Source organism: Xanthomonas hawaiiensis, assembly GCF_031834635.1.
In the GTDB taxonomy this organism is placed as follows: Bacteria; Pseudomonadota; Gammaproteobacteria; order Xanthomonadales; family Xanthomonadaceae; genus Xanthomonas_A; species Xanthomonas_A sacchari.
On the sequence record NZ_CP115873.1, the window covers coordinates 2,455,211 to 2,477,813 of the forward strand.

Below are 22,603 nucleotides of genomic sequence, written 5' to 3' on the forward strand. Positions count from 1 at the left end.
GACGCAGCCATCCCCACGAAGCCTTAACCACCCCTCCCTATCCTAACCCCGCGCTGGAAGGCGGCCGTTGCGCCAGGCATTGCCGCCTATGCGGCGACGCACGCCTCTGCGTAAGGACATCCAAACAAGGAGACGCCATGAAGAAGCTGCACGCACTCGTGTTCGCAGGAAGCCTGTTGGGCCTCGCCTCGCCGGCCTTCGCCGAGGTCGCCAATCTCACCAACAGCGCCGACGGTGCCAACCGCGACGCAGGCATCGCCGCCGTCAAGAAGAAGTTGCAGGACGCCTGCACTGAACGCAAGGGCAAGCCGGATCCGAATTCGTTCGAGGTGGTGTTCGAGAAGACCAGCCAGAATCCGGACGTGCCCAAGCCGTACTACGTGGATGGAAAGATGAAGTGCGATCTTCCGCAGGGTTGAGTTCGACCTACGTGGCGCGATGCGTCATATCGGTTACGTAAGAACAAGGCCCCGCATTTGCGGGGCCTTGTTCTTGTGCGTTTGACGAACGTCCGACCGGCCGGTGGATGGCTGGATTGGGTCGGGCAATGAGCAGTCTTTCGGCGTTATGCCAACGGCGGTGGCCGGCAAGCAAGTCCACCGGTGTCTCGACTCCTACGACGGCAACACCTTCGTCAGTACCGCCAGCACCGCCAAATGTCCCAGGTAGTATCCGTAGAACGCCCAGCGCGTACGCGGGACCGGGACGTTGCGCGGTGCAAGCGCTACGAGCAACGGAATCGCGAGAAGTGCCCAGCCGTTGCGGTTGTACCAGCACAACAGGCCGAAGCCGGCGGCGACCAGGATCAGACGCAGACTGCGTCCGCTCCACGGCGCCGTAGCGCCCGGCACGATCGCCACGGATGTTCCACTTCGCGCTTCGACTGAGAAACGGAACAGCCACCAGGACGACAGCACCAGCGCCAGGCCGAACCACTGGTAATCCACCAGAAACGGTGCGACGACACTGCACATGCCCATCAGCACCCACTGCCGCTGCTGGATGCTCCAGATAGCAGCGCTGGCCAAGGCGAAACTCAACAGGACGTTGAACGGCGCCCAGTAGCCGAAGGCCAGACCGTGCACAGGTTGCGCCAGTATGCCCCACAGCAGTAGCCGGCGAAACGATTTGAGTGCGTCCACCCCGGGCTGCGCGAGGTTGTAGGCCAGAACGATGGCGAACACCGGGAAGGCGGTGCGTCCTAGTTCGGACACGATCGGGACATAACCGCCGTAAAACACCTTGGCGACATGGTCGCCGGTCATCAGGACCAACGCGATCCACTTCAGCAGTTCACGGGCTCCGCTGGTCATCATGTCAATTCGAGGCTCGCTATTGGCGATCGCATTGCACCTACCGCCGTCGCCCACGACCTGCGCCGGATCTGGCGCAAGGGGATGCGCTGCGAACGAAACGACGCACTGTAGCGGGTCGGACGTGCAGATGGGAGAAAAGCAAGTTCCGCCGCGCCGGTATAGACCACACACAGACGGATGCCGAACGACTCAGGACGCGCGGTCGGCGAGCAGCAGCGGCGCAGCGGTCCCGCGTTGCACCATCACGCATTGGTCGGCGATGGCAGACAGGCCGAGCCGATGCGAAACCGCCACCAGGGCCGTCTGCGGCAGGCGGCGACGCAGCGTGCTTAGGACCTGTTGTTCGGCGACGGCGTCGAGGGCGCTGGTGGCTTCGTCGAGCAAGGCCACGCGCGGTTGCCGCAGCAGCACCTGGGCCAGCAGCAGCCGTTGCAGTTCGCCACCGGACAGGCGCGCGCCGGCGCCATGTGCCGCGGTGTCCAGGCCGGCGCCGCCCTGCAGGCGCGCGGCCAGGCCGACGTCGCGCAGGGCCTCCCACATCGCTGCCTCGCTCGCGGCCGGCGCCGCCCAGGCCAGGCACTGCCGCACGGTGTGCTGCCACGGCCGCACGCCCTGGGCGACGTAGGCCAAGGGCTGCAGCGCGGCACGATAGCCAGCGAAGTCGAGCGCGCGGCCATCGCAGTGGGCGGCGAACTGCGGTGGCGCGACCATGCCGGCCAGCGCGTCCATCAGGCTGCTCTTGCCGACGCCGGACGGGCCGCTGATCAGGGTCAGCGTGCCCGGCGCCAGAACCAGATCGGTCAAGGCCACCGCGGCCAGCGGCGGCGCCAGGCCGATGCGTTCGATCTGGATCGGCGCCGGCACCGCCGCCTCGACCGCTGCAGCGGACTGCGCTGCCACTTTGATCGGCACCGCGGGCGATGGCGCGCCAAGTGCGACGTAGCGCTGCCACAGTTCCAGCGCCGGGGCAGCCGAGCGCAATTGCTGCACGCTCTGCCGGGTCGAGACCAGGTACGGCAGCAGCCGCCCCAGCAGCAGGCCGACGGTGATCAGCGCGCCGCGGTCGATGCCATGCCACATCCCGGCCAGCAGCATGATCGCGGCGATGGCGGCCACCGCCGCCAGTTCCAGCACCAATCGGCCGGACGCCACCAGCGCCTGCTGCCGTGCATAGCCATGCGCCAGCCGGCCGGCGATCGCGTCGTAGGCTTCCTGCTCGCGCGCTTCGCGGGCGAACGAGCGCACGTGGCGCAGGCGCCGCGGGAAGTCCTCGCTGAGCCAGAACAGCCGGGTCATGTCGGCGACGTACTCGCGGCTGACCCGGGCCTGTTCGTGGCCGGCGATGCGGAAGGCGAGCAGGCCCAGCGCCAGCAGCGGCGGCAGTGCCAGCACCAGTATGGGCGAGACCAGGAACGCGGCGGCCAGGCTCACCGCCGCGGTGATCGCCGCCACCAGCAGTTGCAACAGGGCGCTGAAGCCCTGCACCACGATTTCGACGTTGTAGGTGAGCAGGTTGGCGATTTCCGCCGAGCTGGCGTCGGCCAGCGCCGGCAGCGGCGCCTGCAGCAGCCGCGCATGCACCTGCCGGCGCAGGTCCAGCGCATGGCGGCTGGCCAAGTCCGCGGCCAGGCGCGTGCCCCACCAGCGCAGCAGGGCGAAGCCGCTGCTGGCGGCGACGAACAGCAGGGTCTGCGCGAGGAAGTGCTCCGGCAACGGCAGGGCGTGGCCGGCCAGGGTCAGCACATGGCCCGGTTGCACCAGCGGTACCAGCGCGACCGCAGCGAGCGCGCCGGCGAGCGCGCCGAGCAGCGACAGCAGCACGTACCAGGCGATGCGCAGGCGCTCGCCACCGCCGAGCACGGCGATGAAGGCGCGCAGCAAATGCGAGGCCGGATCCGGGCGCGCGCTCATCGGCACGCGCCAGCGGTGCGCATTGCCGCCTTCCTCGCGCGGCGCGGATCGTCAGGCCAGCAGCGTCTGCAGCGCATCGACCGAGGCCTCCGGATGCGTGCCGCGCTGCAGTTCGTACACGCCCAGCCGCTGCAACTGGCGCGCAAACAATGACCAGTGCGGCTGGCCCGAAGCGTAGGGCTGGTCCGCGGCCAGGCGTGCCGCCACGTCCGCGTCGGGCATCGGCTGCAGCAGCCGATGCGGATCGGCCGCCATGGTGGAAGAGACGAACACGGCCGCGACCAGCCGCAACGGTGCCTGTGCCAGGCGTCCCTCGCCCTGGCGGATGTCCACCTCGTGCTTGAGCGCACCGCTGCGGCGGCGAATCATCGGCGCCGCGGCGATCCAGGCGCGGGTCTGCGGGTCGAGCAGGCGCAGCAGTTCCGGCCGCAGATGCAGGAAATTGCCGATACCGGTGGCGAGCAGATACTGCGGGGCAACGAACAGGGCGTCCTCGGCGAGGAACTCCAGTCCGCGCAGCAGGCTGTGCAGGGCCAGTGTGGATTTGCCGGCGCCGCTGCCGCCGAGCAGCAGCACGCCACGGCCGTCGCGGCCGACGCAGGCGCCGTGCAGCGGTACCAGGCGCATGCCGTGCGCGGCAAGCACGAACACGGCGAACTCGATCAGTTCGTAACGCACGTGGTAGGCGTGCGCGAGCATGTCCTCGGACACCACCACCAGCGCCCTGCCCTGCTCGGGCACCAGCACGACGTAGTTGTGCGCATCGATCACCCCGCTCAGTACGCCGGCGCCGGATTGGGTCTGCACCGGTGGCGGTTCGACCGCCAACGCGTAGGGCGCCTCGCCGCGGTCCACCAGGGTCAGTTCGATGCGGAACGCAGCGCTCTCCGGCAGGCGGTGCGCCGGCACCGCACCGAATGCCGCTTCCACCAAGGCCAGCAGCGCCGGACTGTTGCTCTCGAAGTGGAAGCGGCCGCCGAGCAGTTGCTTGCTGAGCGTGTGCGGGCGGCGCAGCTGGGTGTGGAACGGATCGCAGGCGCCGTCAACGGCGACGACAGGTGCGGCGTGGTCGCTTGGTTCCACGTCCAGAACACGCGCGGTCGATCGCTGCATCGGAGAAGAGTCGCTTGAGTGGATGCAGCGTGGGTGCGCCTGCCGCGGCCAAAGGTTGCGCGGGCGATGCCGGCACTTCGCACAACCAAACGGCACAGCCCCGGCACCTACCGCCACGGCCACCTGCGCGCGGCCATCGCTGCATGCGCCCTCCCCCACGGCGCCGAACGAGACCTTTCGCCGATGCTCAAGATCCAGGTCAGCCACGCCTACTTCCTGCGCTACGACCCCAAGCAATGGGAGCGTGGCAAGCCGTATCCGCCGCTGGCCACGCTGCAGGTGGCGGCGCTGCTGCGCCAGCACGGGCACGCGGTGACGCTGTTCGACGCGATGCTGGCCGAGGGCGTGGAGGACTACGACCACGCCATCCGCACGCAGCGGCCGGACCTGGTGGTGTTCTACGAGGACAACTTCAACTTCCTCACCAAGATGTGCCTGAGCCGGATGCGCGAGGCCGCGTGCCGGATGATCGCCGAGGCGCGCGCAGGCGGCAGTCGGGTGATCGTCGCCGGCTCCGACGCGTCGGATCATCCGGAGGCATTCCTCGCCGCCGGTGCCGACGCGGTGCTGATCGGCGAAGGCATCGCGGCGTTGCTGGAACTGGTGGCACGCCTGCAGGCGGATCCGGACATCGACCCGGCGCGCTGGGTGGCCGGCGTCGCCGAGGTGGCCAGCGCGGTGCTGCCGCAACTCAAGCGCGCGCAGATCGGCGCACGGCCGCCGGATCCGCGGCTGTCGGTGACGGCGGCCTGGGACCTGCTGGACATCGCCCGCTACCGTGCGTTCTGGCAGCAGCGGCACGGCCATTTCAGCCTGAACATGGCCGCGTCGCGTGGCTGCCCGTTCCGCTGCAACTGGTGCGCCAAGCCGATCTGGGGCAATCACTACAAACGCCGCGAGGCGCAGGACGTGGCCGCGGAGATGACCCAGCTCAAGCGCAGCTTCGCGCCCGACCATGTGTGGATGGCCGACGACATCTTCGGCTTCCACGTCGACTGGGTGGAGGACTTCGCCGATGCGCTGGCCGCCGCCGACGGCGCGGTGCCCTTCACCATCCAGACCCGTTCCGACCTGTGCAGCGAGCGCATGACCGCCGCGCTGGCGCGGGCCGGTTGCCGCGAGGCCTGGATCGGCGCGGAGAGCGGCAGCCAGCGCATCCTCGACAAGATGACCAAGGGCACCGAGGTGGACGGCGTGATCGCCGCGCGCCAGCGCCTCGGCGCGCAGGGCATCCGCGTCGGCTTCTTCCTGCAATTGGGCTACCTGGACGAGCAACTGGACGACATCCTCGCCACCCGCCAACTGGTGGCGCAGGCGCGGCCGGACGACATTGGCGTCAGCGTGTCCTATCCCCTGCCCGGCACCGTGTTCTACCAGCAGGTCAAGGACCAGCTCGGGCGCAAGACGCATTGGCAGGACAGCGACGACCTGGCGATGATGTTCCGCGGCGCCTACGACTCGGCGTTCTACCGGCAGGTGCGCGACCTGCTGCACCGGCAGGTGGACCTGCAATGTCGCGAGGATGCGTGTCCGGCACCGGTGCATGCGCAGGACCGGGCGACGCTGGAAGCGGACTGGGACGCACTGATCGCGCGCGAGGCGCAGCATCGGACCGACGCGCCGCCAGCGCCGGCGGCCAGGGCGGTCGCCGCTGGCGGCAGCCGCCGCATCCCGCTGGTGCAGCGCTCATGAACGACCTGGCGACGCCCTCGTCTCCGGCCGTGGTGGCCGACCTGCCGGCAATGGCACCCGCGGCGACGCCGGCGCATCTGCCGTTGCGGCGCATCGGCCGCGGTCTGCGCCTGGCCACCGAAACCCTGGCGCACGAACTGGCACGCCCCGGTGCGCCGATGCCGGACTGGAGCGGCCTGCACTGGCAGCTGGCCGCAGCGGCGGCCGTGGCGCACGGCGTGGCGCCGCTGTTGAGCCAGCGCTCGCAATGGCCGGACCTGCCGTGGCGCGCGTTCCTGGAGGGGCAGCGCGAGCACGTGGCGCAGCGCTACCAGCGCATCGCCGCGTTGCTGCAGCGGATCGACGCCCTGGCGCAGACCGCCGGCCTGGCGATCGTGCCGCTGAAGGGCGCGGCGCTGCATGCGCTGGGCCTGTATCGGCCTGGCGACCGGCCGATGGCGGACATCGACCTGCTGGTGCGCCCGGAGGACGCCGAGCGTGCCGCGACGCTGCTCGCCGCGCTGGGCTACGTGGCCGAGCTCGCGCAGTGGAAACACCAGACCTTCCGACCGGTACAGGCGCAGGCGGTGGGTGGCCTGGGCGAGCACCGCGACACGCCGATCAACATCGAACTGCACGTCCGCATTCAGGAGCGCCTGCCGCTGCGCACGGCCGACCTCGGCACGCAGCTCCTGCCGCGCGACGGCAAGCCCGGCTTGAATCCCTATCCGAACAACGGCGCACTGATGCGCCACCTGCTGCTGCACGCGGCCGGCGGCCTGTGCAGCCGCAGCCTGCGGCTGATGCACCTGCACGACCTCGCCATGCTCGCTCCACGCATGCGCGCCAGCGACTGGCAGGTGCTGATCGGCACCGACGCCTGGTGGGCATGGCCGCCGCTGCGGCTGATGTTGCGCTACTACCGCGCCACGATTCCGCCGGCTGTGATCAAGCAGCTGCGCGCGCGGTGTCCGCCGCTGCTGCGCCTGCGCGCGCGTGGGCTGGACCTGACCGCGGCGTCGTGTTCGCAACTCTGGCTGCCGGCGCTGCCGGGCATCGAGTGGGCGCGTTCGGGCCGCGAGGTACTGGACTATCTGCGCCAGCGCTTGCAGCCGTCGGCGGAAAGCCGGCAGGAACGCGCCGAGATGATCCGCACCCAGCTGTGGTTGCAGGGCCAGGACTGGGTGCGCCTGCCGCAACGTCGTCGCGTGCTGCAGCGCCTGCTGCGCCCGGTGCCGCGGATGGATACGCTGTATGCCGTGCGCAGTGCGCTGCAGGGCTATGCGCCGTCGTCGGATTGACGCGCGCCCTCATAGAGCGCGCAGTAAACGACCGTCGTAGGAGCGGCTTGAGCCGCGACAGCCGTTGTGGAGACAAGTGTCGCGGCTGAAGCCGCTCCTACGACAAAGCGCGATTCCGTCTTGAAGGCGAAGCGCCGGAATGCCGCGCTGCGCGTCAACCATCCCGTGCCGCGCGCCGCTCATCGGCATTGCGCGGTGCACACAGGCGCTGGTACAGCGCGGTGAAGCCACGCGCGCTGCAGTCGGCATCCTCGCGCACGGCCCGGCATTGCGCCGCCCAGGCCAGGCGCAGGCGCAGTTCGTCGTCGCCGAGCACCTGGCGCAGCGCATCGGCCAGCCCGGCCCAGTCGCCCACCGGCACCGCCAGCGCCGCCGATGGCGCCCACTCCTGCAGATGCCCGACCGCAGTGCCCACCGTCGGCACCCCGGCCACCGCTGCTTCCAGCAGTACCAGCGGCCCGGCTTCGTGCAGCGACGACAGCACCAGCAGATCCGCCGCCTCCACCAGCGGCCGCAGGTCGCGCTGGGTCTTGAAGCCGAGGAAGCGCACGCGCTCGCTCAGGCCCAGCGTGGCGACCAGGCGCTGCATCGCGCCGTCGAGGGTGTCCACGCCGACCAGGTCGATGCGGAAGTCGACCCCGGCGCGGGCCAGCGCCGCGAGGGCGCGCAGCAGGGTGCTCTGGTCCTTGACCGGATTGAGGCTGGCGACATGCAGCAGCCGCGCCGGCCCATCGCCGCGCGCACGCGGCGCGCGCGGCGGCCAGGCGCGCAGATCCACGCCCAACGGCACGCGTTCGGCGGCGATGCCCAACGCCCGCAGGCTGTCGAGGATGGGCGCGCTGGCGGCGGTCACCGCGCTCGCCAGACGCAACACCAATGCCTCGCGCAGCCGCCCCTGCCATTTGCGTCGGCCGCCGTAGCCGATCGCGTGCAGCGCGACCAGTTCGCCGCCGGCGATGTGCACCAGGCTCGGCCGCCGCAGCCAGCGCGCCGCCGCCACCGCGATCAGGCTGCAGTGGCCGGAAAACAGCGACTGCACTACGTCGAACGGCGCGCGGCGGTGCTCGGCGCGGATCGCGGCGATCGCGCGCCAGCGCGTGCGCACCGCGCCGATGTTGTGGATGCGCGCACCCAGCAGTTCCCATTGCGCCGGCAGCGGTTCCTGATGCAGCACGAACACGTGCAGGTCGTGCACGCGCGCCAGCCGCTCGATCAGGCTCAGGAAGGCCGGAATCACCCGGTACTCGCCGCCGCGGTCGACGCCGCCCGGCACCACCAGCGCCAGCTTCATGCCAAGCTCCGCGGCGCGGCGCCGAGCAACTGCGCATAGGCGCGCGCCCAGCGCCGGCCGACCGCCGCGAACGACAGCTGCGCATCGAAATGCGCGCGCACCAGCGCCCGCGAGGGGCCGTCGCGCGAGGCCTGCAGCAGCGCGGCCGCCAGGCGCTCGGCGTCGCCGCAGGGCCATAGTGCGCCGACCCGGCCGCCATCGCTGAGTGCGCGGAACGACGGGATATCGGTCAGCACCGGCACCGCGCCGCAGGCATAGGCCTCCAGCGCGGCGTAGCCGCAGCTCTCGCCCAGGCTGCCCGACACGAACAGGTCGGCCGCACGCATCAGCGTCTGGATCTGCGCGTGCTCCACCCGGCCCAGCAGGTGAACGCGGCCGGCGAGGCGTGGATCGGCCCGGATGCGCTGCTGCACGACCGGCAGCAGCGGCGCCTCGCCGAACGCGCAGAACAACTGCAGCCCCGGCAAGCGCACGCTGGCGCGGGCCACGCCGTCGAGCACGGTGAGCGGATCCTTGCCCTCGCTCAGGTGGCCGACCCACAGCACGCAGGGCGCGCCGTGCAACCCGCTGTCGCGGCGCGCCTGGTCGCGCTCGCCCGGAGTGAAGCGGCAACTGGATTCGGGAATGGCGAACAGCCGCGTGGATCCGGCGAACAGCCCGGCACCGACGAAGCCGCGCGCCAGGTCCAGCGAGGTGAAGGCGATGCCGGCGGCGGCGGCGTACCAGCGCCGCCACTGCGGTCGCCGCCACCAGCGCGGCGGGCGGTTGGCGTGATCCTGCAGCAGGATCGGCCGCGACGGCCGCCAGCGCGCCAGCGTCGCCGCCTCGCGCGCGAACTGCAGGCCGTGCACGTGCACCACGTCGGCGTCGAGCTCGGCCAGCAAGGCGGCGATGCGTCGCAGATGGCGCCGGCGCCCGGCCTCGGCACGGCGCACGAAGTGGTAGTCGACGCCGTTGCGTTGCAGTTGCGCATCGACCGCCGCGGCCTGGATCACCGACACGCGGGTACCGGCGCTGGCCACCGCCTCGGCGATGTCGGCCAGCGATGGCCACAGCGCGAAGGCCTGCTCTGGCGTCACCCCGTCCGGCAGCGGCACGAAGTTGAGTTGCACGGCATGCACGGCGCGGGCGACATTGCCGGCCATGCTCAGATCCCGGACACCTGCGGCCGGTGCAGGCGCACCAGCCGGTTGGCCAGGTTCAGTTCCCACGGCCGGTCATAGCGCCGGTAGCGGTAGCGCCACGCGGCCAGCGCGCTGAGCCCACGCTTGGCCCAGCCAGGCGAACGCTGGTCCTGCGCGGTGGGATAGCGGCAGCCGAGCACGGTGACGAAATCGCGGATGCGCTGGCGCAGCGCATCGCTGAGCCAGGGCGCATCGGCATGGCAGGCGTAGTCGACCCACTGCGGCTGCGCCCACTCCTCCGGCGTGCGCGGGAACTGCACCGGCACGCCGTCGCGGTCGAGCAAGAGCATGCCGGCGTGGCGGCCGCGGTCCTTCTCGTGGCGGCTGCTGTCCGGCAGCGGTGTATACACGTAGACGATGATTTCCGACTGCGGGTTGATCCGCTTCAGCTCGCGGATGAACTCGAAGGTCTGCTCGGTCTCGCGCTCGCTGTCCTGCGGCGGCGCGACCATGAACGACAGTTCCGGGATCACCCCGTTGCGCCGGCACAGCTCGGCCACTTCCAGGGTCTGGTCCGGCCGCGTGCCCTTGCGGATCTCCTTGAGCATCGCCCCGCTCGGCGATTCGGCGCCGATGTAGGCCATGCGCAGGCGGCTCTTGCGCACCAGCTTCCAGGTGCTCTCGGACAGGTTGAGCAACGCGTCGGCGCGCGCATAGCACCACCACGGCAGTTCCAGCTTCGCCATCACCTCTAGCAGCGGGATCATGTCGGCTTCGCGGTCGAAGAAGTTGTGGTCGAAGAACTGGATCGAGTCGGCGCCCAGGCCATACTTGAGATATCCCAGCTCGCGCTCCAGGCGTGCCGCGGTCGGCAAGGCGGTGGCACCGCCGAACATCGCCGCCACCCCGCAGAACGTGCAGCGGAAGCGGCAGCCCAGCGCGGCCTGGTGCGAGGCGGTGCGCTGGCCGAGGAAGGTGCGGCCGAGATAGCGGCGTGGCTCGCCGAGTTTTTCGTAGGGGAGCGACGGCAGTGCATCGCCGCGCTGGAAGGCGCGGTTGCGGTTGTGCACCACCACCCCGTCCTGCTTCCAGGACAGCCCGTCGACCTGCGCCAGCGTCGGCCCTTCGCCGCGCACCGCGGCCAGCAGCTCCGGCAGGGTGTCCTCGCCCTGCGCGCGGATCGCATAGTCCACGTACGGCGCGGCCAGCGCGGTGTCCGGGTACAGCGTGGGGAAATAGCCGCCCCAGACGATCGGCAGCGCCGGGAAGCGCGCGCGGATGGCCTGCGACAGCGCGATCGACGGCGCCAGTTGCGGTCCGCCCATCACGCTGATGCCGACCGCATCGTAGTGCCGCTCCTGCAGTGCCTGCAGGCTGCGCTCGATGAAGTCGCGGTCGACGTTGCCGTCGATGATGCGGCTGTCGCCATGGCGATCCAGCGCCGCCGCCAGGTTGAGCAGCGACAGCGGAAAGCGGGCGCTGGACGGCTTGGTGATGGTGGGATTGACCAGCAGCGTATTGGGTGTGGAAGACATACCGGGCGGACGCAGGACGGAGGTCATGGCAGGCGCCGCAGGCGCAGCACCAGGGCCACCGGCACCTGCAATGCGACGCGATCGAAATGGGCGTCGGCGGGAATGTCCGCCGGGTCGAGCAGCGGTTCGCTGACCGCATCGATGGCCAGCCCGAGCGCGGCGCAGGCGGCGTGCCAGTGGCTGTACAGGTGCTGGGTGTGGTGCACCGCGTAGCGCTGGCCGCCGGCCTTGAAGTCGCGGCGCCAGCCCAGCGCCGGGCCGATCGGGTGCACGTCGCTGCACAGTACCCAGCCGCCGGGCCGGGTGACGCGGCGCAGCTCGGCCAGGGCCGGCGGCAACTGCGGTAGATGCCCCAGTGCAAGCGCGCAGAGGCTCAGGTCGACGCTGGCGTCGGCAAGCGGCAAAGCCTCCAGGCTACCTTCGCGCAGCGTGTAGCGGGCGGCATCGACGTCGCCAAGTTCTTGCGCGGCGCGTGCCAGCATCTGCGGCGACAGGTCCACGCCGGTGACGTGCGCGGCGCCACGCTGTAGCGCATGCAGCAGGTAGCGGCCGCTGCCGCAGCCGGCATCGAGCACGTGCTGGCCGCGCAACGACGGCGGCAGCAGGGCCAGCATGGCGCGCTGTTCGGCCTGCATCACCGGGTTGTGCGCCTGCGCCGGGTAGCTGTCCGCCCATAGCGCGTAGGCGGCAAGCGGATCGAGGGTCGGGACGGCGCTCATGCGGGGCATTCCTGCGACAGGTGCGTCGTGCGTGAACACAGCGGCGCAACCTGGAATTCCAGGCCAGGCTCCAACGCGAGCAGCGCGGGGTCGGCCAGTTCTGCGGCCAGCAGCTTCGGCATGCCGTCCAGCGTCACCGGCACCGTGTCCACGCCGGCGGCGGCGAACCACGGCGCGAAATCGGGATCGGCGATGCGCGGCCGCCCGTCGCGGACCACTGCGCGCAGTGCGCTGCGCGGCAGCCCGACCAGACTGTTTGCAGGCGCGCCGCCACGGTCGGCGACGATCAGCAGATCGGCGTGTGCGCCCGGCGCCAGATGTCCGCGATCCGGCAAGCGCAGGATGTCGGCCGCGGCGGTGGTGGCCAGGGCCAGCGCATGGCTCGCGTCCAGGCCGTGGGCGGCGGTCTGACGCAGGTCGTCGAGCAGGTCGCGGCCGCCGCTGACCCGCGCATCGCTGCCCAGCGCCAGGCGTCTGGCTGCGCTCAGGCGCTGCGGGTCCAGGGTGCGTCCGAGCAGGGTCAGGTTGCTGCTCGGGCACCACACCACGGCCGCGCCGCAGGCGAGCACGCGTGCGACGTCGTCCTCGCCCAGGCCCACCCCGTGGATCAGCACCGTGTTGTCGGCCAGGTAGCCGCGCCGCTCCAGTTCGGCGAGTTCGCCGGCGGCCACCGCGTCGGTACCTTCGGCCAGGTGGATCATCCACGGCCAGCCGGCGGCGGACGCCGCGGCGAAGCTCTGCGCCAGCGGCGGCCCGTAATCGGGTCCATGCAAGGTGTAGCTCCAGCCGAACTCGCGCAGCAGCGCCACCGGGAAGTCGGGAGCGTCCAGCGCCGCATGCCAGGGGTCGTGGTGGGCCACGCAGGTCACCCCGGCCAGCAGGTTCTTCAACCCGCCATGGCGCAGCCGCAGCGACTTGGGCAGGGCCAACGCGGCCGCCACCGCCGGGGCGCGGAAATGCGCGGCAAAGGCCTCGATCCAGGCGTAGCTGTTGGCGAACGGCGCGGCCTGGGGCAACGGCGGTACCGCATTGACGTGCAGATGCTCGTGGGCGTTGATCAAGCCGGGCAGCACCAATTGCCCGTGCAACTCGATGCGCAGCGCGCCCGGCGTGGCCGCCGCGGCGATGCGGCCGGCGCGCAGCGCCAGCGGGGCGTGCACCGCGCCCTCGGCATGCGCGATGCGCGCACCGTCTAGGCAGACATCGACGGCGGCAGCAGGCGCGGCCATGCTCAGCGCTTGCGCAGCACGATCAGGAAGTGATCGCCCATGTCGCGCAGCAGCGGCCAGCCGCCGATGCGGTCGTCGAGGCGGCCCAGCGCCTCGCCCAGGCGCGGATGGCGCTGGTAGTGGTCGACCAGGTACGGCGGCGGCAGGCACAGGCTGAGCGCGCGGTACGACGCCAATTCGAAATGCGGCGCGAACGCGCGGTAGAACTCGCGCGGGAAGTAGTACCAGGTCCAGATCGTGTGCCCGTTCATGCCCACCGCGGTGGCGGCCCGCGCGGCGCGGACCGCGGCACGGCGCAGGCGGCCACGCAGCAGGTAGTGGCCCAGCTCCCACGGGCACAGGCGGCCGATCACCGAGAACACCAGGCGGCCGTCGCGGCGCAGCAGCCGCGCGCAGTGGCGCGCGACGTCGGGCAGGTCCGGCGCGCAGTTGAGCGGGCCGAAGTTGGAGTACATGCCGTCGAACTCGCCGTCGAGCAGGTCCAGTTGCTGGATGCCGACGTGCGCCACGCTGAGCCTGCCGTGCAGGCTGGGATCCTGCGCGCGGGCACGGGTGCGCTCGACCATCTGCGGCGACCAGTCGGTGGCCAGCACGCGATAACCGCGCTGGGCGAAGGCATGTGCGTCCAGGCCGGTGCCGCAGCCCAGGTCGACCAGGCGCGAGCCGACCGGCAACTGCGTGGCCACCGTGTCCCACAGCGTGGTGCGCATGCGCTGGATCAGCGCGTTGTTGCCGCGCGGGCCATCGTAGTCGGCGGCCACGCTGTCGAAGGCGCGCTGCGTGTCCAGCAACTGCACCGGGTCGAGCGTCGTCGTATGCGCCGCGGCGCCCGCCTTGCCATTCGCTGTCACCTGCACCTCTCCACTGCCCTGCCCGTGTGGGAATCCGCGCGCATCGAGCGCGCGGTACTGCAGGTAGGTGCGGCTACGGGGGCGTTTGGTTGAATCGGTGAGGTGCCGTTATGCGGCAGCCGCAGTCGTCGGCACCGGCCGCACCTGGCGCCGACGCAGCGCGTTGCGCACCACCGCCGCCAGTACGCCGCCACCGAGCCCGGCCAGCAGCGCCGCCGCCAGCACCAGCACCGGGTTGGGGAACGCGGCGCGTGGCGGCACATAGGTGTCCCAGGGCGCCGAGGTATCGTAGGTGTAGCGCGCACCGAGCCGGCCGAGCAGGTCCTCGCGCTCGGCCTTGAGGCCGCGCAGCGTGGTGGTCTTCTCCGACAGCAACATGTTGCCGAGCAATTGCTGCTCGACGCTGCCGCGCCCTTCACGTTGCTGCTGCAGCAGGCGCTCGCGCTCGGCCTGGGTGGCGGCGATGTCCGCGGCCAGCTCCTGCAGCCGCGCACTGGCCTGCTGCAGCGGACCGGCCTGGATACGCCGGTGCAGCGCCTGCAGTTGCGCGATGGTGGCCGTGGCCAGTTGCCGTGCCTGCTGCGGCGATTGCGCGCGCAGGGTCAGCTGGATCAGGTTGGCGTAGGGATCCGGATCCAGCTTCAGGCTGTTGCGGTACAGCGCGGCCTGGCGGCTGTCCGATGCCACGCCGACGCTGTGCAGCACCTGTTCCTGGAATTGCCGGGTCTTGATCCGGTCGATCACCCGCTGGAACGGCTCCAGCTTGGGGTCGCGCCCGGACGGGGTCGGACCGAACTCGCCCACCTGCACCCAGGCGGTGGCCTGCCACTGGCGGGTCGCGCCGTGCAGGAACAGCGCCGCGAGCGCCAATGCCAGCAGCAGCGGCAGCAGGCACCAGCGCCGTTCGCGCCGCAGGATCCGCCACAGGTCGATCAGGTAGATTTCGTCGTGGTGCATGGCGGTGTCGGTCATGGCAGCGGGGATCTCGGGGAAACGGAAGGCAGGGCCGCAACTGGTGCGGCATCACGGCGGTTCGGCAGCAAGGCGCTGCACGCGTGCAGCAGCAGGCACAGCGCGACGAAGCCGGCGTTGGTCCAGGTGAACGCCTGCGGCGCGAACGGCGACATCACGCAGGCGTAGGCGATGCGCAGGAACACCAGCACGTTGAACAGCGCCACGCCGCGGCCGAGCAGGCGCACGCTCCACAGCAGCGCCGCATACAGCGCCAGCATCGCTGCCAGCGCGGCGGCGGGGCCGCCGGCCAGCAGGAACGGCAGGAATTCGGTACCGACATTGATGTTCGGCGCATCCAGCGGGATGCCGGTGCCTGCGGTGGCGATGGAACCGCTCAGCGGCACCAGTTGGTTGACCAGGAAACTGGCGTTCTCGTAGCCCTTGCTGAGCAGCGCGCCGAAGTTGTACGGGCCGGCGCCGATGTACAGCAGCAGCCACTTGATGCCCTGCGGTGCGGCCCGGTACAGCGCGCCGAACGGCAGCGCCACCGACTCCAGCGAGCCGGAGCGCAGCGTGCCCAGCAGCGAGAACGCGGCGGCGCCGGCGCACAGCAGCGCCAGCACCCGTTTCCACGGCAGCGGCCGCGCCGGGTCGCGGCGCAGCAAGACCAACAGGCCGACGCTGAATACCGCCGCGAACAGGCGGTTGCGGTCGATCACCAGCACCGGGAAGGCGAAGCCGGCCAGCAGCAGCACGTTGCGCACGCTGCGCTCGCGCACGCACAGCAGGCCGATCGGTGGCAGGATCCAGCACATGTTCGACACATGCCGCACGTGCGATTGCAGCGGACTCAGGTCGGCGTAGGCGGACGGGTTGTGCAGTAGCGGGATCGGGAACAGCAGCAGATCCAGCACGCAGAACAGCCCCACCGCGGCGGCCAGGCCCAGTGCGACGAAGGCCTCGCGGGTGCCGGCGTACTCGCGCGACCGGAATGCCGCCAGCGGCGGCAGACGGATGCCGAGCAACATATCCAGTCCCAGCGTCGCAAGTGCCACGGCGGCCAGCAGCGCAATGCCGGTGAGATAGCCATGCGGAAGGTCGAAGGTGAGCAAGGTCAACGCGCAGCTCAGCAGCAACGGCAGGCCGAAATACGCCGACGGCAGGCGCAGCAGCCGGCTCATGCGTGCTCGGCCAGCGCGGGCTGGCCCGCCTGGCGCAGCCGCGCCAACAGCGACAGCCACGCATGCGCCAACAGATGCCCTGCCAGCGCCAGCGGGCTGCGCCGCAGGAACGCGATCTTCGCGGCGATGTAGTGCGCCTGCGCGTGCAGCAAGGTACGGCAGGCCGGATCGAACAAACGCGCACGGCGCAACGCCACCTGCCGCGACTCGGCCAGGTTGGCCAGGCGGCTGGGCAGATGGCGGGTGCGGCTGGCATTGTGGTCGTGCACGCGGTAGGCGCAGACCGCCACGTCCAGGAAGCCGAGGGCGTCGCGCGCCACCAGGCGCAGGAAGAAATCCCAGTCCTCGATGCGCAGGCCCTCATCCCATTCCGCGCCCGGCTGCAGCGCGCTGCGCCGGACCAGCGCCACCGCCCCGCTCACCGCCCAGTGGCGGATCACCGCGCGGCGGATGCCGGCCTCGCTCAGGTACAGCCGTTTGTCCACGCCGTGCAGGTCGCGCATGCTGCTCTGGTGCACGGTGCGGCCCTGCGGGTCGACCACGATGGCGTCGCCGATCACCGCGGCCTTGTGCGGATGCGCGCCCAGGTAGGCGACCTGCACGCCCAGTCCGCCGGGCAGCAGATAGTCGTCGCTGGCGCCCAGGCGCAGGAACTCGCCGCGCGCCATCGCCACCAGGTGGTTGAGCGTGGCGGCGATGCCGAGGTTCTCGCGTGGCCAGAAGCGCACGTGCAGTCTGTCGCCGTGCTGCGCGATCCACGCGGCGATGCGCTCGGCGGTGCCGTCGCTGGAGCCGTCGTCGACGATCACCAGTTCCTTGTTCGGGTACGGGTCTTCCAGCACGCTGTCCAGGCAGCGCTGCACGAAGCGTGCATGGTTGTAGGCCGGGATCAGGACCGAGACCAACGGCAGCGTCGGCAGGGTGTACGGTGCGTCCATCAGCCCAGTCCTCGCAGGTAGCGGCGCACGACCAGCACGTTGAACGCCAGGTACAGCGCGTAGTTGCAGGCGAACGCATAGGCCGCGCCGATCAGGCCCATGCGCGCGGTGAACAGCACCACCAGGCCCAGGTAGCTGGCGGCGAACAGGCATTCGGAGAGCACGAACAGCCGCGTCATCGCCTTGGCCAGCATCAGGTAGGACAGCACGAACGAGGCGATCTTGAGCACGTCGCCGAGCAGTTGCGGCGCGTACAGCGGCAGCGCGGCGGCGAAATCGGCCGAGAACAGCAGCCGGGTGATCCAGTCGCGGCACAGGTACACCGCCGTCGCGGCCAGGATCACCGCCGGTAGCACATAGCGGTAGGCACCGCGCAGCTCCTGCCACAATGCCTGCCGCGTACGCAGTGCCGCCAGCTTGGGCAGGTAGTAGACGTTGATCGCGGTGGTGAAGAACAGCAGGTAGGCATCGGAGACGCGGCTCACCGCCTGCCAGTAACCGACCTGTTGCCAGCCGACCTGGCCGGCCAGGTGATCGCGCACGCCGATGTTGACCAGCAGCGGCAGCAGCGCCGAGGCCAGGGTCATCGCCGAGAAGGCCGCCAGCCGCCGCACCATTACCCGATCGAAGCGAATGCGCAGCATCTCGCTGCGGAAGTACGGGCTGCGGCGCAGCGCCGGCACCCCCGTGCACAGCCAGGCCACCTGCCCCAGCACCAGGCCCAGCAGTGCGCCAGACAGGCCCATGCCGTGCGCCAGCACGGCCACCAGCAGCACGCTCAGCACTGCGCCGGCGACCTGGATGAAGGCCAGCCGGCGCACGTCCATGAAGCCGTTGACCACGGCCAGGATATGGTTGGCCAGGGCGATGCCGAGCTGCGCCACCGCCAGCACGCAGATCAGCGGCTGGTACTGCGCATCGCCGAGCAGACGCTCGGCGATCAGGCGGCTGCACAGCAGGGCGACCATGCCCATCGCGCCGGCAGCGGCGCAAGCGTAGCCCAGTGCGCTGCCGAGCAGCCGGTTCAGCGCCGCCGCATCATCGCGGTACTCGGCCACGTACTTGACCACCCCGGCGCCGATGCCGCCGCCAGCCACGACCGCCAGCAGCGACATCAGACTGGTGAACTGGCCGAGCCGGGCGACCCCGGCCGGGCCGGCGTACACCGCCACCAGCTTGAGCACCAGCAACGCGGACAGCAGCTTGGCCGCGGTGGCCAGGCCGCTGTACACGCCGCTGCGCAGCACGTTCATGCCGCCACGCCGGCAAAACGCTGGCAGGCGTCGATCACCTGCGATACCGCCGCGTCGTCCAGGGTCGGGCCGATCGGCAGGCTGAGCACTTCTGCTCCCAGCCGCTCGCACAGCGGCAGTTGCAGCATCGCCAGCTCCGGATAGGCGGGCTGGCGGTGCGGCGGCGTCGGGTAGTGCACCAGGCACTGCACGCCCTGGGCCTGCAGATGCTGTTGCAGCGCGTCGCGTTGCGCGCAGCGCACCACGAACAGGTGCCAGGCGTGCGCGGCCGGATCGGCCACATGCGGCAAGGCGATCTGCGGATGCGCGATGCCGTGCAGGTAGCGTTCGGCGATCGCGCGGCGCGCGGCGATGTCGGCATCCAGGTAGCGCAGCTTGACCCGCAACAGCGCGGCCTGCAGTTCGTCCAGGCGCGAGTTCACGCCCTGCAGCAGGTGCCGGTACTTGATGTCCGAGCCGTAGTTGCGCAGCACCCGGATCTGCGTCGCCAGCGCGTCGTCGTCGGTGGTCACCGCGCCGCCGTCGCCGAGCGCGCCCAGGTTCTTGCCGGGGAAGAAGCTGAAACCCGCGGCGTCGCCGAAGCTGCCGGCGTGGCGGCCGTCGCGGCGGGCGCCATGCGCCTGCGCGGCGTCCTCGAGCAGCAACAGGCCGTGGCGCTCGGCGATGGCGCGTAGCGCGGCCATGTCGGCAAGCTGGCCATACAGGTGCACCGCCAGGATCGCCTTGGTACGTGGGCCGATCGCTCGTTCCACCTGCGCCGGGTCCAGATTGAAGCTGGCCGCCTCCGGCTCCAGCGGCACCGGCCGCAGCCGGCTCTCGCTGATCGCCAGGACGCTGGCGATGAAGGTATTGCCCGGCACCAGCACCTCGTCGCCGTCGCGCAGCCGGCCCAGCACCCGGTAGCCGCGCAGGATCAGGGTCAGCGCGTCCATGCCGTTGCCGACGCCGATGGCATGGGCGGTGCCGCAGTAGGCGGCGAACTCGCGCTCGAACGCGTCCAGTTCCTCGCCCAGCACATACCAGCCGGAATCGATCACCCGCGCTGCGGCGGCCTTCAGTTCGTCGGCATAGCGGGCGTTGCTGGCACGCAGGTCGAGGAACGGCACGCTGGCCGGCGGCAGGCTCATTGCAATTCCCAACGGTAGAAATCGTGGACGATGGCGCGCGCGCCGAAACGCTCCTTCTGCTCGACCAGGCCGGCATTGAGCACCTGGCCCTGCTGCTCGGTGGAAATGCCCAGGCTGAGGAACCCGCGCTGCGCGTAGACCTGTTCGATCAGCTCGGCGAGCAGCAGGCTCAGCGCATCGGCGCGGCGGCCCTGCTCCGAGCAGGCCAGGTACTGGGTGTGCACGACGTGGCCGAAGTCATAGACCAGCGTGGCGGCCAGCAGCTCGGCGCCGTCGCGCACTTCGTAGGGCACGATCTGCGTGGGGAAACGCGCGCACAGCAGGCGCAGTTCGTCCAGGCTGTGGGTCGGACGCGCGTCGTGGCGTTGCAGGACCTCGCCCAGCAGCGCATGCAACGGCGCGGGGTCGTCCACGCGCTGCACGCGCAGGCCGGCGCGGCGCGCCTTGGCCACCGAACGCTTGCGCGCAGCGGCGAAGCGCAGCGGCGCGCGCAGCGGCACCGCCGAGGACAGGTCGCGGCGGTAGAGGTGCGCACCCAACCGATGCAGCGCGTACAGGTCCTCTTCCGCCGGGCTGCGGTGGAACAGATGCGGCACCGCCTTGTACAGCAGCGTGCGTACGCCGGCGCCGCGGTAATGCGCCGCGATGCGCTCGAACGCCTCCAGCGTCGCCGTCGCGCGCAGCGCGTGGGTCGACACCAAACCGGCATAGCTGAGGCCGGCATGGCTGGTCACCGCATCGCCATCGCGGTTGGCCGGGAACACCGCCACCGGCGTGCGGGCGTCCTCGACCAGCAAGGAGGCGTCGTCGAAGCGCGCCCCGTGGTAGTCCATGTAGCCGCGCCGGTGCAGCAGATTGCCGTTGCGCGACGCCTCCACCAGGGAATCCCACAGCGGTGCGTCGGCGGCGGTGTAGGCCCTAACCGACAGCATCGGCATCCTCCCAGACCATACCCGCCGGCAGCGCCGCCTCGGCCACGCCGAAGCCGTCGCGGCCCATGTCGTTGCCGTTGTAGAACAGCAGCAGCCGCTCGCCGTGGCGGATCAGCGCCGGATAGCACAGCGAGCGCGCGTCCCAGCCCTCGGCCGACAGCGGCAGGCCCAGCGCGGTGTCGCAGCGCTGCCAGTGGCGTCCGTCGTCGCTGACCGCCATGCCGGGCAGATAGGCGCCGGTGCGGCTGCCGTGGGTGAACAGCATCAGATGGCGGCCATCGTGCCGATACACCCGCGGGCGGCCGATGCGGTACTCGTCGCCCTGCGGCTGCAGGCACACCGTGTCCTGCCGCGGGATCGCCTGCAGGTCGTCGGTCTCCACGCAGCGGATGTGGTAGCGCGGATACGGCGTGCCGCCGATCCAATCCCAGTCGTCGCCCACCGCGTACCAAAGCTGCCAGCGGCCATCGCGATGGCGCGCCGAATGCACCGCGGCGATGGTGCTGCGACCCGGCGCGCGATCCAGCAGCGGCGTGTCCTGGCGGCGGCTGAACGTGTCGCCGCCGTCGGTGGAGACCGCCAGGCCGGTAAAGGCCAGGAACTTGGCCCGCGCCACCTGCTGGAAGCCGACGTAGAACAGGTACAGGCCGTCCGGCCCGTGCACCACGTCGCCGAGGATCATGCCGTTGTCGTCGAAGCAGCCGGGGCGGCCGATGTCCAGCACCGGCGCGGCGCTGACGCCCAGCACCCGCGTCGGATCGTCGGCGCACACGTCGACGTAGCCGATGCGGCTGACGCCGGCGTCATCGCGGAAACCGGCATAGACGCGCAGGCGCTCGGCATCCAGCCGCAGCGGCGTCGGCGTCAACGCCGAATGCCGCATCCAGCCGCCCACGCCGTCGCGCGCGGTGTCGAACACCAGTCCGCGTTTGTGCCAGGCGAACATATGCGTCACAGGTCCACGTCGAAGCTGGACTTGCCGGCCACCGCCCGCGCCGGCGCACCGACGTAGATGCGTCCCGGCTCGGTGTCGCGGGTCAGCAGCGCGCCGGCGCCGATCACGTTGTCGGCAGCCACCTTGACCCGGTCGCTGAGCGTGGCGTTGACCCCGACGAAGCTGCTGGCACCGATCTCGCAGTAGCCGGAAATCACCGCATGCGAGGCCAGGAACACGTGGTCGTGCAGGACCGTGCGGTGGCCGACGTGGTTACCGCTCCACAGGATGCAGTTGGCGCCGATGCGGGTGAACGGCTGCAGCACGTTGTGCTCGAACACGAAACAGTGTTCGCCCAGTTCCACGTTGCGCCAGACGAAGGCCTGCGAGCTGACGTAGCTGGCCATGCGGTAGCCGCGGCGCTTGGCGTCCAGGTAGAACCGCGTGCGCAGCCGATTGAGGCCGCTGGCGGGAATGGCCACGAACAGCTCCACCTGCGACGGCGGATAGTGCTGTTCGAGTTCCTCGTAGGCCACCACCGGCAGGCCGGCCAGGGTCGGCGTGGCCAGGTAGTCGCGCTCCACGCTGAAGGCCAGCACGGCGTAGTCGCTGTCGTGGGTGAAGTATTCGCAGGCGATCTGCGCCAGCTCGCCTGCACCGACGATGACCAGGGGACGTGCCATCGCCTAGGCCTCCTGCCGGCGCACGCCCGCGGCTTCGCGCAGGAATTCGTCGTAGTCGAAGATGTAGTCGGTCGGGTCGTAGGCCTGGTCGGCGAGCACCATCAGCACGCAGTCGGCGCTGAAGTCGTACAGATCGCGCCAGACCATGCTGCCGAGCAACAGGCCCTGGCGCGGATCGTCCAGCACCACCTGCATCGGTCCGCTGCCGTCGTCGAGCAGGAACGACACCGACCCGTGCAGCGCCACCGCCAGCTGGTTGAGATGGCGGTGCGCATGCTGGCCGCGGTGCACGCCATTGCGGGTGGCGAACAGGTAGTACACGCGGCGGATGTCGAAGGGCACATCGCGCTGCTGTTCCAGCGCCACGAGTTGGCCGCGCGCGTCGCCGTGCGTCCGCAACTGGATTCGTTCGATTGCCATCAGAGTGCCCGACCGGGCTCCACATCGGAGTGTCCAGGCTGAGTGCCGCGGGTCCGCGGAAAGGTTGCGCGAGGCCGACACGCACCGCGACGCAACCTTTCGCTGCAGCGCCGGCACCCA

The 22,603-nt window shown here is 70.7% G+C and carries 21 protein-coding genes; 3 read left to right on the forward strand and 18 right to left on the reverse strand.

Features of this window, described 5'->3' with window-relative positions:
* Positions 1–137 precede the first annotated feature (137 nt).
* Positions 138–419 carry a hypothetical protein gene (locus tag PG878_RS10550; RefSeq protein WP_209029302.1) on the forward strand — a complete coding sequence of 94 codons (282 nt, stop codon included), beginning with the start codon at positions 138–140 and terminating at the stop codon, positions 417–419.
* Positions 420–614: 195 nt separating this feature from the next.
* Here PG878_RS10550 and PG878_RS10555 read toward each other — a convergent pair whose 3' ends face one another.
* The 3 genes from PG878_RS10555 to PG878_RS10565 all read right to left on the reverse strand — a co-directional run bounded on the left by PG878_RS10555 (position 615) and on the right by PG878_RS10565 (position 4,340).
* Positions 615–1,313, reverse strand: a complete 699-nt coding sequence (locus tag PG878_RS10555; RefSeq protein ID WP_209029301.1) for a TraX family protein — start codon at positions 1,311–1,313, stop codon at positions 615–617.
* 192 nt (positions 1,314–1,505) lie between these two features.
* Positions 1,506–3,227 (reverse strand): ATP-binding cassette domain-containing protein, encoded by a 1,722-nt coding sequence (locus tag PG878_RS10560; protein WP_209029300.1) that lies wholly within the window; start codon positions 3,225–3,227, stop codon positions 1,506–1,508.
* Positions 3,228–3,278: 51 nt separating this feature from the next.
* Positions 3,279–4,340, reverse strand: a complete 1,062-nt coding sequence (locus tag PG878_RS10565) for a phosphoenolpyruvate carboxykinase (ATP) (protein WP_209029299.1) — start codon at positions 4,338–4,340, stop codon at positions 3,279–3,281.
* A gap of 183 nt (positions 4,341–4,523) precedes the next feature.
* On the opposite strand from PG878_RS10565, the gene PG878_RS10570 reads away from it, so the two are divergent.
* Together PG878_RS10570 and PG878_RS10575 are read left to right on the forward strand one after the other, a co-directional pair.
* Entirely contained in the window at positions 4,524–6,032 is a 1,509-nt protein-coding gene (locus PG878_RS10570) for a B12-binding domain-containing radical SAM protein (RefSeq protein ID WP_209029298.1), read from the forward strand.
* A gap of 50 nt (positions 6,033–6,082) precedes the next feature.
* Positions 6,083–7,312, forward strand: coding sequence for a nucleotidyltransferase family protein (locus tag PG878_RS10575; RefSeq protein WP_209029354.1), 1,230 nt, complete (start codon positions 6,083–6,085; stop codon positions 7,310–7,312).
* A gap of 154 nt (positions 7,313–7,466) precedes the next feature.
* Here the strand turns inward: PG878_RS10575 and PG878_RS10580 are convergent, their stop codons facing one another.
* The 15 genes from PG878_RS10580 to PG878_RS10650 all read right to left on the reverse strand — a co-directional run bounded on the left by PG878_RS10580 (position 7,467) and on the right by PG878_RS10650 (position 22,483).
* Complete coding sequence (locus tag PG878_RS10580; RefSeq protein ID WP_209029297.1) at positions 7,467–8,603, reverse strand: glycosyltransferase family 4 protein; 1,137 nt, start codon at positions 8,601–8,603, stop codon at positions 7,467–7,469.
* Positions 8,600–9,748 (reverse strand): glycosyltransferase family 4 protein, encoded by a 1,149-nt coding sequence (locus tag PG878_RS10585; protein WP_209029296.1) that lies wholly within the window; start codon positions 9,746–9,748, stop codon positions 8,600–8,602. The genes PG878_RS10580 and PG878_RS10585 overlap by 4 nt, the downstream gene beginning before the upstream one ends.
* A 2-nt stretch (positions 9,749–9,750) precedes the next feature.
* Positions 9,751–11,289 carry a B12-binding domain-containing radical SAM protein gene (locus PG878_RS10590; RefSeq protein WP_244672395.1) on the reverse strand — a complete coding sequence of 513 codons (1,539 nt, stop codon included), beginning with the start codon at positions 11,287–11,289 and terminating at the stop codon, positions 9,751–9,753.
* Positions 11,286–11,981, reverse strand: coding sequence for a class I SAM-dependent methyltransferase (locus PG878_RS10595; RefSeq protein WP_209029295.1), 696 nt, complete (start codon positions 11,979–11,981; stop codon positions 11,286–11,288). Before PG878_RS10595 ends, PG878_RS10590 begins: the two co-directional genes overlap by 4 nt.
* Positions 11,978–13,210, reverse strand: coding sequence for an amidohydrolase family protein (locus tag PG878_RS10600; protein ID WP_209029294.1), 1,233 nt, complete (start codon positions 13,208–13,210; stop codon positions 11,978–11,980). Before PG878_RS10600 ends, PG878_RS10595 begins: the two co-directional genes overlap by 4 nt.
* Before the next feature lie 2 nt (positions 13,211–13,212).
* Positions 13,213–14,061, reverse strand: coding sequence for a class I SAM-dependent methyltransferase (locus PG878_RS10605; RefSeq protein ID WP_209029293.1), 849 nt, complete (start codon positions 14,059–14,061; stop codon positions 13,213–13,215).
* 108 nt (positions 14,062–14,169) lie between these two features.
* Positions 14,170–15,018 carry a Wzz/FepE/Etk N-terminal domain-containing protein gene (locus PG878_RS10610; protein WP_209029351.1) on the reverse strand — a complete coding sequence of 283 codons (849 nt, stop codon included), beginning with the start codon at positions 15,016–15,018 and terminating at the stop codon, positions 14,170–14,172.
* A gap of 11 nt (positions 15,019–15,029) precedes the next feature.
* Positions 15,030–16,196 (reverse strand): hypothetical protein, encoded by a 1,167-nt coding sequence (locus PG878_RS10615; protein ID WP_209029292.1) that lies wholly within the window; start codon positions 16,194–16,196, stop codon positions 15,030–15,032.
* Positions 16,193–17,134, reverse strand: a complete 942-nt coding sequence (locus tag PG878_RS10620; RefSeq protein WP_209029291.1) for a glycosyltransferase — start codon at positions 17,132–17,134, stop codon at positions 16,193–16,195. The genes PG878_RS10615 and PG878_RS10620 overlap by 4 nt, the downstream gene beginning before the upstream one ends.
* Complete coding sequence (locus PG878_RS10625) at positions 17,134–18,387, reverse strand: O-antigen translocase (RefSeq protein ID WP_209029290.1); 1,254 nt, start codon at positions 18,385–18,387, stop codon at positions 17,134–17,136. The genes PG878_RS10620 and PG878_RS10625 overlap by 1 nt, the downstream gene beginning before the upstream one ends.
* Positions 18,384–19,514, reverse strand: a complete 1,131-nt coding sequence (locus PG878_RS10630; RefSeq protein ID WP_209029289.1) for a DegT/DnrJ/EryC1/StrS family aminotransferase — start codon at positions 19,512–19,514, stop codon at positions 18,384–18,386. Before PG878_RS10630 ends, PG878_RS10625 begins: the two co-directional genes overlap by 4 nt.
* Positions 19,511–20,446: a GNAT family N-acetyltransferase gene (locus tag PG878_RS10635; RefSeq protein WP_209029288.1), complete on the reverse strand. Its 936-nt coding sequence runs from the start codon at positions 20,444–20,446 to the stop codon at positions 19,511–19,513. Before PG878_RS10635 ends, PG878_RS10630 begins: the two co-directional genes overlap by 4 nt.
* Positions 20,433–21,392, reverse strand: a complete 960-nt coding sequence (locus PG878_RS10640; protein ID WP_209029287.1) for a glycoside hydrolase family protein — start codon at positions 21,390–21,392, stop codon at positions 20,433–20,435. The genes PG878_RS10635 and PG878_RS10640 overlap by 14 nt, the downstream gene beginning before the upstream one ends.
* Before the next feature lie 5 nt (positions 21,393–21,397).
* Positions 21,398–22,063: an acetyltransferase gene (locus tag PG878_RS10645; RefSeq protein WP_209029286.1), complete on the reverse strand. Its 666-nt coding sequence runs from the start codon at positions 22,061–22,063 to the stop codon at positions 21,398–21,400.
* A gap of 3 nt (positions 22,064–22,066) precedes the next feature.
* Positions 22,067–22,483 carry a sugar 3,4-ketoisomerase gene (locus tag PG878_RS10650; RefSeq protein WP_209029285.1) on the reverse strand — a complete coding sequence of 139 codons (417 nt, stop codon included), beginning with the start codon at positions 22,481–22,483 and terminating at the stop codon, positions 22,067–22,069.
* Positions 22,484–22,603: the final 120 nt, after the last annotated feature.